Here is a 12682-nt window from a genome sequence, read left to right as displayed (position 1 = left end):
ACAGTACGGGTCGCGGCGGGCTGCCGCAACCGTGTGGGGTGGTGCTGCGTCGCGCGCCCCGTTGCGGTCTTCGCGCCCCGGAGAGTCGGGGCGCGATGCGCGCACGGGGGCGCGGGACGGGCGCGGGACGGGCGCGGCACGGGGCGCGATACGGGCGCGGGACGGGCGCGGGACGGGCGCGGGCTGCGCGCCCGTTGCGGTCTTCGCGCCCCGAAGAGTCGGGGCGCGAAGACCGCCCGGGGGCGCGACGCCGGGCGAGCGCCGTCAGGCGTCCCACGCGCCCACCGTGACCGGCCATCTTCCGCCCCCGCGCTACGCCGCGGGGACGGCAGCCGGCGCGCGCAGCTCGTGCGAGCCGGCGCCGAGCCGCTGCTCCGCAGCACCCGGCAGGCGCACCACTGCGGTGACGCCCTCGGGCACCACCGCGCGCACGAGCAGCTCGCCGTCGACGAGCTCCCACCGCACCGCGATGTGCCCGTGCACGGAGTCGAGCGACGTCGACGCCCACGTCAGACCGCCGCCCGGCTGGGGTGCGATGAGCACGGAGGAGTACCCCGGCTCGAGCGCCGACAGACCGCCCACCACCCGGTGCATCCAGTCCGCCACGGCACCGAGTGCGTAGTGGTTGAACGAGGTCATCTCACCCGGGTTGATGGTGCCGTCCGGCAGCATCGAGTCCCAACGCTCCCAGACCGTCGTCGCGCCCATCGTCACCGGGTACAGCCACGACGGGCACTCCGTCTGCAGCAGCAGCCGGTACGCGTCGTCGAGGTGGCCGGTCTGCGTCAGCGCGTCGGTGATGAACGGCGTCCCCGCGAAGCCCGTCGAGATCCGGTACCCGGACTGCTCGGCCAGCTCCGCCAGGCGGTCGCCCGCACGGCGCTCGTCGTCCTCGTCGAGGATGCCGAACACGATCGCGAGCGCGTAGACGGTGGTGCAGTCGCTCCGGATGCGGCCGTCGGTCACGTAGTGCTGACGGAACGCGGCCTGGAGGCCCGTGGCGAGCTCCTCGGCTTCCGTCGCCTCCGCCTCGTGGCCCGTCAACCGCGCCGCCTGCGCCACCAGGGTCGCGCTGCGGTACGCGCACGCCGTCGCGACGACGCCCGGGTCGGCCTTCGCCTTGGCCGCGTCCTCCGGCGGGGCGTCCGGGTCGAGCCAGTCGCCGAACTGGAAGACGGTGTCCCACAGGCCCTCGGGGGACAGGTGGCCCTTGATCCGGCGGAGGTGCGCCGTCATCGAGTCGAGCTGCTCCTCGAGCACCGCGGTGTCGCCGTAGGCCTGGTACAGGGTCCACGGCACCCAGACGCCGGCGTCCGACCAGATGGCGGTGGCGTCGGGGGTGCCGAAGTCCTCGGCGGGGGAGTACTTGAGCACGTCCGGCACCACGAACGGGATGACACCGTCGGCGTGCTGCTGCTCGAGCCACACGTCGCGGAGCCAGTCGCCCAGGAACGCGCGGGTGTCGAACAGGTAGGACGCCGTCGGCGCGAACGCCGCGATGTCGCCCGTCCAGCCGAGGCGCTCGTCACGCTGCGGGCAGTCGGTCGGGACGCTCAGGAAGTTGCCCTGCATGCCCCGGATGACGTTGTCGTGGAACGTGTTGAGCAGCTCGTGGCTGGACTCGAACGTGCCCGTCCGGGTCAGGTCGGAGCCGACCTGCACCGCGGTGACGGCCGATCGGAGTTCGTCGAGCGTGCCGGTCCAGCCGTCGACCTGGGCGTACCGGAAGCCGTGGAAGGTGAAGCGGGGCTCGAACACGTCCGGGGTGCCGGAACCGTCGACGCCGCTTCCGCTCAGGGTGAAGTGGTCCGTCGCCTTCGCGGTGCGCAGCGGGCGGGTGCCGAGCTCGTCGTGTTCGAGCACCTCGGCGTGCTTCAGGGTCAGGACGGTGCCGGCGGGCCCGCTCGCGGTCAGGCGGAGCCAGCCGACCAGGTTCACGCCGAAGTCGATCAGCGTCGCGCCGGACGGACTCGTCCAGACCTCGACGAGGGCGATCTCGGCGAGGGCCGGACCGGCGGCACGGTGTCGGCGACGAGTTCGCGCTCGCCGATGTCGACGGTGCGCACGGCGCTGGTGCGTCCCTCGTGGCCGTCGATGCTCGGTGTGGTGACCTCGCCGGGCGTCAGGAAGGAGCCGTCGCGGAGCCGGGCGTCGATGTCCTCGCCGTCGTACAGCTGGTCGGCGGTGATCGCGCTGGACAGGGCCTGCCAGTCCGTGTCGGTGGCGACGAGCTGTTCGTGGCCGTCGGCGAACGTGATGCGGAGCTCGGCGAACCCGGCGGGCTCGTCGGCGTACCAGCCGCCGCCACCGCCCCAGGCGAGCCGACCGGCGGCCCAGCCCTTGCCGAGCACGAGTGCGAGCACGGCGGCGCCACCCGCGGGCGTCTCGGTCAGGTGTGGCGTGACATCGTGCGAGACGACGCGGATGCGCCACTCGTAGCTCGTCCACCCCGGTTCGAGCAGGTGGTCGGAGACGCGTTCGCCACCGAGCCACGCCTCGACGACGCCGAGGGCGCTGACGTCGAGGGTCGCGCTCGTGACGGCGCCGTGGCCGTCGTCGAGGGTGAACTCGCGGCGCAGGATCGGTGCGCTCCCGAGGTCGGCGTCGCTCGTGATGAACGGTGCTGTCCAGGCGGTCATGTGGTGTGTCCTTTCACGCGACCGGTCGTCGTCGACCGGTGCGGGGTCGTGGGACCGGCCGTCCCGTCGAGGTGGGACGACCGGAGGAGGCGAGCCGCGCCTCCAGGCCGGGGTCGGGCGTCAGCCCTTGACGGCGCCGCTGGTCATGCCGGCGACGATCTGTCGGTTGAAGAAGATGTAGAGGATCAGCGGCGGGATCGTGATGAGCAGGACGTCGGTGAACAGCAGGTTGAGCTGGCTGACCGACTGGCTCTGGAACGAGTAGAGCGTCTGCTGCACCGTGGCGTTCTCGGACCCCGGCAGGAAGTACAGCGGGTTCGTGAAGTCGTTGAACACCGTGACGGACTGCACGAGCACGACCGTGATGATGACCGGCTTGAGCAGCGGCAGCACGACGCCGAAGAAGAGACGGATCGGTCCGGCACCGTCGAGGACGGCTGCTTCGTCGAGCTCCTTCGGGATCGTCGCCACGAACGCCCGGAAGAGCAGGATGCAGAACGACAGGCCGAAGGTCGCCTCGATGAGGATCATCCCGCCCATGGTCTTGAACAGGTTGAGCCCCTGCAGCACCCAGATCGTCGGGACGATCGCCGGCGGGACGATGAGGCCCGCCAGGACGAAGAAGTTGATCACGCCGTTCCACTTGCTCGGACGACGCTGCAGCACGTACCCGACCATCGCGGAGAACACGACCATCACGAGCACGCTGCCGACGGTCAGGACCGCGCTGTTCAGGAACGCGCGGACGATCACGCCGTCACCGGATCCGAACACGGCCTGCAGGTTCTGCCAGAGCTGCCACTCGGTCGGCAGGCTGAAGCCGAGCTGGTTCGCCTCGGCCGGGTTCTTCATGGCCTGCAGCAGGACGAAGACGAACGGCACCAGGAACACCACGAAGCTGACGACGATGGCGATCGAGCCGATGATCCACCGGCGGGTCCGGCCCGGTGGCGGTTCCGGCTCGCCGGCGTCGGCGCACGGCCGGCGGTCCGGCGGGGGCTGGTGACGGCGGTCACAGGTCCGCCTCCTTGCGGTTCAGGAGCCACGAGATCGGGACCATGATCGCCGTGACGACCACGAACAAGACCACGTTGCCGGCGGTCGACAGGCCGTAGAACCCGGCCTGGTACTGCTTGTAGATGACGCTCGCGATGACGTCACTGGTGAATCCTGGCCCACCGCCGGTCATCGCCCAGATCAGGTCGAAGGACCGCAGCCCGCCGATCAGCGACAGGATGATGACGGTGCCCATCGCGGGACGCGACAGCGGCAGGGTGATGTTCCGGAAGATCGACCACGCGCTGGCGCCGTCGACCCGTGCGGCCTCGAAGTACTCCTGCGGGATCGCCACGATGCCGGCGATGAAGATGAGCGTCGCGATGCCGACGCCCTTCCAGACGTCCACCGCGGCGACGCTCCACAGGGCGAGGGCCGGGTCGGTCAGCCACCCCGGAGTGGGGAGGCCGACCGAACCCAGCACGCCGTTGATGATCCCGTGGAACGGGTCCATCAGCGCCTTGAACGTGATGCCGATGCCGATCGTCGACGCGAGCACCGGGAAGAACACGACCGCCCGCAGGTAGCCGCGCCCCAGCACGGGCGACGTGAGGAGCAGGGCGAGGGCGAGTCCGATGACCACCTTCGCCGCGCTCGTCACGAAGCCGTACTGGAACGTGTGCACGAACCCGGAGACGAGCTGCGGGTCCTGGAAGAACCGGACGAAGTTGTCGAAACCGATGAAGGTCTGGTCGAACAGCGTCCAGCGGGTGAGGGAGAAGTAGAACCCGGCGAAGGTGGGGACCGCGAAGAACACGACGTACAGCGCGATCGCGGGGATGAAGAACCACGCGGGGTAGAACGAGCGCATCCGCTTGCGCGCGGGACCGGTCCCGCCGGAACCCGCTCGGGTCTTCGCCGGCTCGAGTGCCGTCGTGAGTGTCGCGGTCACCGTGTCACCAGCCCTTGATGCCGAGCTGCTGCGCCTGCTGGACGACGTCGTCGTCGTACTGGTCAGCACCCTTGGCCGCGTTGGTGATGCCCGAGCCGACCTGCACGCAGATCTTCTCGAGGTTCGGGCCCTTGATCGGGGACAGGAACTCGAGCGCCGGGCTCGCCTTGCCGTCGTCCAGGTACTTCTGCAGGTCGTCGATCATCGGGGGCACGTCGTCCGGCAGCGAGCAGGTCGAGATGACGTACGGGCCACCGGGCGTTCCGGTGTCGTTCTGCACCTTGCAGCCGTCGGCCGAGTTCGCGAAGGCGATGAACTTCTTCGCCGCGGCGAGCTCGTCACCCTCGGTGGTCTTCGGGATGTACAGGCCGTTCGGTTCCCAGATGGTCAGGTTCGTGTCGTCGGCGTCCTCGGCCGGCAGCGCGAACAGCTCCGATGTCCTCGACCGCGTCGGGGCTGTCCTGCTGCAGGGTCGAGATCGCGTTCGTCAGCATCGGGTACTGCGCCCCGGTGCCGTCGGCGAGCATCTTCAGGCCGTTCGCCTGCGTGGCCGAGGCGTAGTCCTCGTTGTAGAGGTCCTTGTCCTTGCCCTCGGCGAGGTGGTCGAAGCCGGCGAGTGCGGGGTCCTTGGCGTAGGACTCCTTGTTCGCGGTGTAGTTGTCCGCCCAGTCCTTGTCCTGCGCCGTGATGTTGGCGAAGTCACCGAGCACGAACAGCTGGCTGGTCCAGGTGTCGCCGTACGTCTGGATGATCAGGGCGACCTTGCCGGCGTCCTTGATCTTCTCGCTGTTGCTGATGAACTCGTCCCACGTGGTGGGGACGCTGAGTCCGAGGTCGGCGTAGACCTTCTTGTTGTACATGACGCCGCCGCCGAAGCTCGTTCCGAAGGGTGCGCCGTAGACGCCCTTGTCGGTGCTGACGACCTTGGTGAACTGCTCGTCGACGTCCTTCGTCCAGCTCTCGTCGGACAGGTCCACCAGGGTGTTGTCCGGGTTGAGGGCCTGCATGAGCGAACCGGAGTTGTAGTTGAAGACGTCGGCCATCTCGCCGGTCGACAGCTGGGTCTTCACCAGGTTGTCGCCGTCGGTGCCCTGCGGGCGGGTGTCGAACTTGACCGTGATGTCGGGGTTGGCCTTCTCGAACGCCGTGATGAGCGGCTCAGCGGTGGCTGCGGTCGCGGGTGAGTTGTCGGCCTGGTAGGTGATCTGCACCTTGCCGCCGCCTTCGTCGGCGGAACCGCCGGACGAACACGCCGCGAGCCCGCCGATCAGGACCGTGGCGCCGCCGATGGCGACGAGCCGTTTGACGACGGCGCGCTTGGTGAGCGTCCTCGTGGTCAGGGAACGAGCTGACATTCCTTACCTCCTCGTAAGGCCCGGGGCGGGGTACCCCGGGTGAAACGGACCCGGATCCCGCGTCGTCGTGGGCTCCGGTTGCTGCTGTTTAGAACGTTTCAATCAGGATGGAACCACGTCGATTGAAGCGTGTCAATCGCTGTGCCGATTTCGTTACGGGAACGCGTGTGCCGGGTGCGCGCGGTCCCGAGTCTCGGGGTGCGCGACAGTCCTCGCGCCCCGCAGCCCGCGAACTGTCGCTCACCCCGAGACTCGGCGCCCCCGCCCCAAGACTCGCGCGCTCAGGCCTCGGTACGGCGCGGGTCGCTCGGCGCCGTGGCCCGCGCGGCTGCTGCACCCGCTCGACCGAGGGTGCTCTCGCGGGGGACGAGCTCGCTGCCGAGCACGACGGTGCGGTGGACGTGCATCGGGTCCGTGAGCTCCTCGAGCAGGAGCTCGACGGCAGCCGCGCCCATCTCCGCACCGTGCATGGTCACCGAGGTCAGCGGCACCGCGCCGCCCCACGCCACCGAGTTGTGGTCGCACCCCGACACCGGGATGTCCTCCGGCACGCGGATGCCGGCGGCTCGGAGCTCGGAGACGACCGCCATCGCGAGCAGGTCCGTGACGCCCAGGACGCCGTCGGGCCGTTCGGCGACCGGCATCGCGGCGATGCGCGCGCCGGCGTCGGTGCCGCCGGGTGGGTCGATGTCACCGGCGTCGATGTCGATGAGTTCCACCCCCGGGTGGCCAGCGATCGCCCGGAGCACCCCGGTGCGGCGGAGCGCAACCGGCTGCAGCTCGGCGCGCGCGCTCACGAAGCCGATGCGTCGGCAGCCGCAGGCGATCAAGTGCTCGGTGGCGAGGAACGCCGCCTGTTCGTTGTCGACGACGACGGAGCAGGCGTCGACGGTCTCCGGCGCGAAGTTGACGTAGACGACCGGCCGACCGTGTCGGCGAGTGAGCTCGACCTGATCGCGCGACTCCGTCATCGAGGCGAGCAGGATGCCGGACACCCGAGCGCTCTCGAGGTACGCGAGGTGTTCGCCCTGCGCCTGCAGGTCGTCCTCGCTGCTCGCGATGAGGAGCGTGAAGCCCCGTTTCCGCGCCGCGAGCTGCGCACCGTTGACCATGTCGCTGAACAGCGAGTTCCGCAGCGACATCACGACGAGTCCGATCGAACGACTGCTGCCGGACGCCAGCACCCGGGCATTGCGGTTCGGCGTGTACCCGAGTTCGGCGATCGCGTCGTGCACGCGCGCGGCGGTGGAGTCGGCCACCCGCTCGGGATGGTTCAGGACGTTCGACACCGTCGCCAGCGAGACGCCGGCGCGAGCTGCGACGTGGTGCACGCTCGGCGGGCCGTCGCGCCGGGGGACATGCACCATGATCCGATCGTAGGCCGCAGCAGCTGCCGGTCCGTGCCGCGGGGCCGGGCAGGGTGATGGGCAGGCGCGAGGCGGTCGGCTACGCGTCGGCGACGGAGGACTGCCGGACCACGAGTTCCGGCGTGAACTCGACGTGCTCGAGGTCGATGCCCTGCCCGAGCTCGACCTGCTTCGTCAACAGCTCGATCGCCTGACGCCCGAGGTCTTGCGCGGGCTGGCGCACCGAGGTCAACGGGACGACGGCCGCCTCGGCGAAGGCGATGTCGTCGTAGCCCACGATCGCGATCTCGTCCGGCACCGCGATCGTGCCGCGCATGATGAACGCCTGTTCGAGGCCGACCGCGAGCAGGTCGTTCGCCGCGAACACCGCGTCCGGCCGTTCGGCGCGGGGCCGTGCCTGGAGTTCTTCGCCGATGCGACGCCCTTCGAGCACCGACAGTGACGCGGTCGGTAGGACCTCGAGCTCGATGCCCGCTGCCCGGGCCGCCGACAGTGCCCCGGCGTGCCGGTCGGCCACCTGACGGATGCTGGACGGGCCGCCGACGAACGCGATGCGCGTCCGCCCGATGGCCGCGAGGTGCTCGACCGCGATGCGACCGCCCGCGACGTCGTCCACCGACACCGACGCGAAGTGCTCGTCGTCGGCGCGTCGGTCGACGAGCACGACGGCGGTGCCCTGGTCGCGCAGGCGGGCGAGGCGGGACAGGTCGTCACCGGCGGGGGAGATGAGCAGGCCGGCGACGCGGCGTTCCTCGAACAGGTCGACGTAGGTGCGCTCGCGGTCGGTGGACTCGTCGGAGTTGCCGATCAGGACCGCCAGGCCCTTGTCCATCGCGGCGTCTTCGGCACCGCGCGCGACGTCGGTGAAGAACGGGTTGCCGCCGTCGAGCACGATCAGGCCGACGGTGGAGCTGCGGCCGGCCCGGAGCTGGCGTGCGGAGTCGTTGCGGACGAACCCGAGCGCGGCGATGGCCGACTGCACCCGGTCGACCGTGGTCGGAGTCACCTTGTCGGGGCGGTTCAGGACGTTCGACACCGTGCCCAGGGACACGCCGGCGAGCGCTGCTACCTCTCGCACACTGACCGCCATGTGGCCATCCTGGCATCGCACCTGCGCTTCCGGGCGGTGCGCGCCGTGATCTGTGGAAAACGGCGGACGGGAGGCGCGGTGCGGGCTGGACCCGGGCCTCCCGTCCGGTGGGTGGGCAGGTCCACCGCACGGTGCGAGATTGTGGGTGCGGCCGCGCCCCGTGCGTGCTCCGCTCCGGCGTCGCACCGTGCGTGCTGCGCCGCCACGTGCGAGGTTGGCCGCTCGGTGCGCGCCTGCAGCGCCGCATGGAGCGGGCAACCTCGCACCGAGTGAGCGACCGCGCACCGTGCGGACGCGGGCGCGCCGCGCGCGCACGCGCACGCGGACGCGCACAGCACGGACTTGCCAACGCCCGCCGGGGCGCACTATCGTCTCGCTGTCCCGTTGAAACGATTCACTGACGAACACGCGAACGGAGGACCAATGGCGGTCCGAATCGGAGCCCGGAGCACCACGGGCTGGAAGGCGACCGTCTCGGTCGCCATGTCGAACTACATCGAGTCCGGGTCGATCATCGCGATCGCCACGAGCCTCAGCCTGTGGCAGGCGCAGTTCCACGTCGGCGACCTCGAGGTCGGTCTGCTGGCGAGCCTGTCGGCGAACGCGTTCGGCGCGGCCGCCGGCGCCATCATCGGCGGACCGCTGTGCGACCGCTACGGCCGGAAGTTCATCTACACCTACGACCTGCTGCTGTACATGCTCGGCATCCTGCTCGCGGTCTTCGCCGGCAGCTACGGCATGCTGCTGGTCGGCTTCATCCTGACCGGCATCGCGGTCGGCGCCGGGGTGCCGGCGAGCTGGACCTACATCGCCGAGCAGGCCCCGGCGGACAAGCGCGCCGCCCACGTCGGCACCGCGCAGCTCGCCTGGTCGATCGGCCCGATGGTCGGCTTCGCGTTGGCCATCGCCGCCGCACCCTCGGACTGCTCGGCAGCCGGCTCATCTTCGCGCACCTGTTCGTCGTCGCCGCCGTGGTCTGGTGGCTCCGCCGCGGGCTGCCGGAGTCGGCGATCTGGACGGACGAGCGCGCCGCGACCGGCACCGCGAACTTCTTCCACGGGATCACCCAGCTGTTCAGCCGGCGTCGGAACCTGACGGCGATGCTGTTCCTGTTCGGCGTCTACGCGCTCTGGAACACCGTCGCCGGGCAGGCCGGCATCTTCCAGCCGCGGGTGTACTCGGCCACCGGGGTCACGAGCGTCACCGAGCAGTACGGCCTGCAGATCCTGGTGTGGGGCTGCACCGTCGCCGCCACCTACTTCGGCTTCATGCGCTACGGCGACCGGGTCAGTCGACGGTTGCTGTTCGCCCTCGGCGCGGTGCTGGCGATCGTCGCCTGGGCCGTCCTGATCTACGCACCTGCGAACCTCGGGACGCTGCTGTTCTTCGCCGTGGCGTGGGGCATCTCGTCGGGCATCGGTGCCCAGGCGTTCTACGGCCTCTGGACGAGCGAGCTCTTCGCCACCCGCTACCGGGCCAGTGCGCAGGGCGTGCTCTTCCTCGCCGCGCGGGTCATGGTCGGTCTGCTGAGCATCTGGTTCCCGCTGCTGCTGTCGGACATCGGACTCCGTGCACTCGGTGGACTCATCCTGGGGCTCCTCGCGATGTCGTTCCTGGTCGGCACCATCTGGGCGCCGCGCACGCAGGGCAAGACGCTCGAGGCGATCGAGGCCGAGCGGTACGGCACCGTGACCACCGTCACCGGTACCGTGCGCACCGCCGACGAGCGCGCCGTGCAGGACGCCGAACAGCGTCGCCGCGCCGAGGCCGACCGGTGACCCGCGTCTGCTTCCGACTGCAGGTGCAGGCCGAGCACCTGGACGCCTACCGCGAGCGGCACGCCGCGGTCTGGCCGGCGATGCTCCGGGCGATCGCCACGGCGGGTCGGCGGAACTACTCCCTGTTCCTCGACGACGACGGCCTGCTGATCGGCTACTACGAGACCGACTCGGTGGCCGATGCCGACGCGTCGCTCGCGGCCTCCGAGGTCGCGAGCGCATGGGAGGCGCACATGCAGGACCTGTTCGACGGTGCCACGGGCCGGGCGGACCAGACCGCGCGGGTGCTGCCCGAGGTGTTCAACCTGGAGGACCAGCTCGCCGCCGCCGCCGAGTGAGGAGCGCTGGACACCTCGAACGGGGAGTCGTGCGTCGTCGGTCCGCAGCCCTACGGTGGCGGGATGCGATTCCTGCGTGGCCGAAACCCGTTCCAGTTCGCCCTCGGTGCCCTCGCGATCCTGGGTGCGGTGATCCTCGTCGTGCGGTGGATCACGAGCTTCGTCGCGCCGCACACGTACAGCTACGCCTACATCGCGGGCGCCGGTGTCGCGATCGACCTGCCGTTCATCGTGGTCGTCGAGCTCGTCACGATCCTGTCGTTCGTCGGGTGGCTCGTCGTCGGCGCGCTGCACGGGGGCCGCGGCGCACCGACGGCTGAACACCACGGGTAGCGTCCGGTCCATGGCCGACGTGACCCACGCCGCGGACCTCGGGATCGACCTGTCCGACGGCAAGCCCCAACAGCTCTACCGGTGGTTCCTCGCGAGCATGCTCTTCGGCCGGCCCATCCGGCAGGAGCAGGCGGCGGCGACCTACCGCGTCCTCATCGACCACGGGTTCACCAGCCCGGGGAAGTTCGCGGGCGCCGGACGCGAGCAGCTGCGGAGGGTCCTGGACGAGGGCGGCTACGCGCGGTTCGACTACCAGATGACCGATGCCCTGCACGAGACGATGCACACGCTCGACGCCGACGAGGGCTCCGTGTCGCACCTGGTGAAGACCGCGGCGTCGCGGAAGGACCTGCGCGAGCGACTCGGCGCGCTCAAGGGGATCGGTCCGAAGACGATCGAGATCTTCCTGCGGGACATCCCGGACGCGGTGCTGCCGGACTGACCGCCGGTGCGTGCCCGGGTGACTTCGTGAGCAGAAACGGTCGAGTCTGACGCCCCGACCCGACCGTTTCTGCTCACGAAGCGCCCACGACCCGCCACGAAGCGCCCCCGCCCCGCCCAGCCCACCCATCACCCCCGTGGCTACCGTGGACCGCATGCAGCCGCCCGCAGCAGGAACCCTCCGCGTCCTCCACCTCTCCGACACCCACCTGACCGGCGACGGCGCCCTGCACCAGGGGTCCGTCGACACCACCGCAGCGCTGGACGGCGTGCTCGCCCGCGTCGACGGAGTGCCCGGCATCGGCCTCGTCGTCATCTCCGGCGACGTCTCCGAGGACGGCAGCCCCGAGTCCTACGCCGCCGTCCTCGAGCGGGTCGGCGGATGGGCCGAGCGCCACGGAGCCGCCCTCGTCGCGGTCCCGGGCAACCACGACCTGCGCGAGGGCTTCCGCCAGGTGCTGTCCAACGGCCACGTCCTCGGCGAGGGCGGCCGCCCCGTCATGCACACGATGGAGTACCACCCGCCGACCGTCCCGGTGTGGGGGCAGTCGCTCGTGGCCGGCCGGAGGATCGTCACGGTCGACACGAGCGTGACGGGTGCCGGCTACGGCGAGCTCAGTGACGCCAGCCTCGAACGGCTCCGCACCGCGCTCGCCGGGGACCACGCCCCGCACGGCACGGTCGTCGTCCTGCACCACCCGCCCCTGCCGGCCCCGACCGAGCTGCACGAGGCGCTCCGGCTGCAGAACCCCGAGGCGCTCGCCGACGTGATCCAGGGGTCCGACGTCCGCGTGGTCCTGGGCGGGCACTACCACCACCACTTCGCCGGATCACTGGCCGGCGTCCCGGTCCTCGTCGCTCCCGGGGTCGCGAACGACACGGACGTCACCGGTGCCTACGACGAGGAATCCGCGTACGCCGACAGCGGCGCCCTCGTCGTCGACGTCGCCGAGGACGGCTCCGTCCTGGTCGACGCCGCTGCGCGTCCCGCGCCCCGACGCCGACCCGCTCGCGTTCCACCTCGACGCCGAGACCGTCGCGTCCGTCATCGCGGCAGCCGGCAAGCACTGAGCGGCAGCCGGCAAGCACTGAGCGGCAGCCGGCAAGCACTGAGCGGCAGCCGGCAAGCACTGAGCGGCAGCCGGCAAGCACTGAGCGGCAGCCGGCAAGCACTGAGCGGCAGCCGGCAAGCACTGAGCAGCCAGCAAGCACTGAGCGGCCGGCGTGCAGTGAGCGCGCGACGCGTACCGAGCGCGCGAGGCGCACTGGACGTGCGCGACCGACGGACGGGAGGCCCGTGGCGGCGCCGCCACGGGCCTCCCGTCCGCTCGTCGGTCCCGCCCACGGCCGGTACCCCGCCTGCTCGGGCTGCACGCGGGGAAACCGAGTAGGC

General features: G+C 70.7%; 14 protein-coding genes. 6 read left to right on the top strand and 8 right to left on the bottom strand.

Going from position 1 to position 12682, the window contains the following annotated elements; all coding sequences use genetic code 11:
* Positions 1-312: 312 nt before the first annotated feature.
* From ACZZ0J_RS07350 to ACZZ0J_RS07315, 8 genes are all read right to left on the bottom strand, one after another.
* Entirely contained in the window at positions 313-1938 is a 1626-nt protein-coding gene (locus tag ACZZ0J_RS07350) for a family 78 glycoside hydrolase catalytic domain (RefSeq protein ID WP_463436013.1), read from the bottom strand.
* An 11-nt stretch (positions 1939-1949) separates the two neighbouring features.
* On the bottom strand, positions 1950-2639 hold the full coding sequence (locus tag ACZZ0J_RS07345; protein WP_463436011.1) for an alpha-L-rhamnosidase N-terminal domain-containing protein: 690 nt from the start codon (positions 2637-2639) through the stop codon (positions 1950-1952).
* 120 nt (positions 2640-2759) lie between these two features.
* Positions 2760-3533, bottom strand: coding sequence for a carbohydrate ABC transporter permease (locus ACZZ0J_RS07340; protein ID WP_463436009.1), 774 nt, complete (start codon positions 3531-3533; stop codon positions 2760-2762).
* Between the two features lie 118 nt (positions 3534-3651).
* Positions 3652-4587, bottom strand: a complete 936-nt coding sequence (locus ACZZ0J_RS07335) for a carbohydrate ABC transporter permease (protein ID WP_463436007.1) — start codon at positions 4585-4587, stop codon at positions 3652-3654.
* A gap of 4 nt (positions 4588-4591) precedes the next feature.
* Positions 4592-4867, bottom strand: coding sequence for a hypothetical protein (locus tag ACZZ0J_RS07330; protein WP_463436005.1), 276 nt, complete (start codon positions 4865-4867; stop codon positions 4592-4594).
* A 58-nt stretch (positions 4868-4925) separates the two neighbouring features.
* A complete protein-coding gene (locus ACZZ0J_RS07325; RefSeq protein ID WP_463436003.1) occupies positions 4926-5942 on the bottom strand; it encodes an ABC transporter substrate-binding protein in 1017 nt (338 codons plus the stop codon).
* Positions 5943-6223: 281 nt separating this feature from the next.
* Entirely contained in the window at positions 6224-7309 is a 1086-nt protein-coding gene (locus ACZZ0J_RS07320; protein ID WP_463436001.1) for a LacI family DNA-binding transcriptional regulator, read from the bottom strand.
* A gap of 79 nt (positions 7310-7388) precedes the next feature.
* Positions 7389-8399 (bottom strand): LacI family DNA-binding transcriptional regulator, encoded by a 1011-nt coding sequence (locus ACZZ0J_RS07315; RefSeq protein ID WP_463435999.1) that lies wholly within the window; start codon positions 8397-8399, stop codon positions 7389-7391.
* A 423-nt stretch (positions 8400-8822) separates the two neighbouring features.
* Between ACZZ0J_RS07315 and ACZZ0J_RS07310 the strand changes: the two genes are divergently transcribed.
* The 6 genes from ACZZ0J_RS07310 to ACZZ0J_RS07285 all read left to right on the top strand — a co-directional run bounded on the left by ACZZ0J_RS07310 (position 8823) and on the right by ACZZ0J_RS07285 (position 12680).
* The gene (locus ACZZ0J_RS07310; protein ID WP_463435997.1) at positions 8823-9494 is read left to right on the top strand and encodes an MFS transporter; all 672 of its coding nucleotides are present in this window, start codon (positions 8823-8825) and stop codon (positions 9492-9494) included.
* Positions 9495-9499: 5 nt separating this feature from the next.
* Entirely contained in the window at positions 9500-10177 is a 678-nt protein-coding gene (locus ACZZ0J_RS07305) for an MFS transporter (protein WP_463438153.1), read from the top strand.
* The gene (locus ACZZ0J_RS07300; protein WP_131921832.1) at positions 10174-10515 is read left to right on the top strand and encodes an L-rhamnose mutarotase; all 342 of its coding nucleotides are present in this window, start codon (positions 10174-10176) and stop codon (positions 10513-10515) included. The genes ACZZ0J_RS07305 and ACZZ0J_RS07300 overlap by 4 nt, the downstream gene beginning before the upstream one ends.
* Positions 10516-10578: 63 nt before the next feature.
* Positions 10579-10848, top strand: a complete 270-nt coding sequence (locus ACZZ0J_RS07295) for a hypothetical protein (RefSeq protein ID WP_463435994.1) — start codon at positions 10579-10581, stop codon at positions 10846-10848.
* A 10-nt stretch (positions 10849-10858) separates the two neighbouring features.
* The gene (locus tag ACZZ0J_RS07290; RefSeq protein ID WP_463435992.1) at positions 10859-11290 is read left to right on the top strand and encodes a DNA glycosylase family protein; all 432 of its coding nucleotides are present in this window, start codon (positions 10859-10861) and stop codon (positions 11288-11290) included.
* Between the two features lie 154 nt (positions 11291-11444).
* Positions 11445-12680 carry a metallophosphoesterase family protein gene (locus tag ACZZ0J_RS07285; protein WP_463435990.1) on the top strand — a complete coding sequence of 412 codons (1236 nt, stop codon included), beginning with the start codon at positions 11445-11447 and terminating at the stop codon, positions 12678-12680.
* Positions 12681-12682 lie beyond the last annotated feature (2 nt).

This window comes from Curtobacterium sp. AC272, from assembly GCF_979258155.1.
Note: the sequence above shows the minus strand (reverse complement) of the source record. Positions and strands in the feature narration are given on the sequence as shown.

What these genes read in the sequence shown, in the direction of transcription:
- ACZZ0J_RS07305 (WP_463438153.1), top strand. Translation starts at nt 9,500, where the DNA reads ATGCTGTTCCTGTTCGGCGTCTACGCGCTCTGGAACACCGTCGCCGGG.
- ACZZ0J_RS07285 (WP_463435990.1), top strand. Translation starts at nt 11,445, where the DNA reads ATGCAGCCGCCCGCAGCAGGAACCCTCCGCGTCCTCCACCTCTCCGAC.
- ACZZ0J_RS07295 (WP_463435994.1), top strand. Translation starts at nt 10,579, where the DNA reads ATGCGATTCCTGCGTGGCCGAAACCCGTTCCAGTTCGCCCTCGGTGCC.
- ACZZ0J_RS07320 (WP_463436001.1), bottom strand. Translation starts at nt 7,309, where the DNA reads ATGGTGCATGTCCCCCGGCGCGACGGCCCGCCGAGCGTGCACCACGTC.
- ACZZ0J_RS07315 (WP_463435999.1), bottom strand. Translation starts at nt 8,399, where the DNA reads ATGGCGGTCAGTGTGCGAGAGGTAGCAGCGCTCGCCGGCGTGTCCCTG.
- ACZZ0J_RS07290 (WP_463435992.1), top strand. Translation starts at nt 10,859, where the DNA reads ATGGCCGACGTGACCCACGCCGCGGACCTCGGGATCGACCTGTCCGAC.
- ACZZ0J_RS07325 (WP_463436003.1), bottom strand. Translation starts at nt 5,942, where the DNA reads ATGTCAGCTCGTTCCCTGACCACGAGGACGCTCACCAAGCGCGCCGTC.
- ACZZ0J_RS07310 (WP_463435997.1), top strand. Translation starts at nt 8,823, where the DNA reads ATGGCGGTCCGAATCGGAGCCCGGAGCACCACGGGCTGGAAGGCGACC.
- ACZZ0J_RS07345 (WP_463436011.1), bottom strand. Translation starts at nt 2,639, where the DNA reads ATGACCGCCTGGACAGCACCGTTCATCACGAGCGACGCCGACCTCGGG.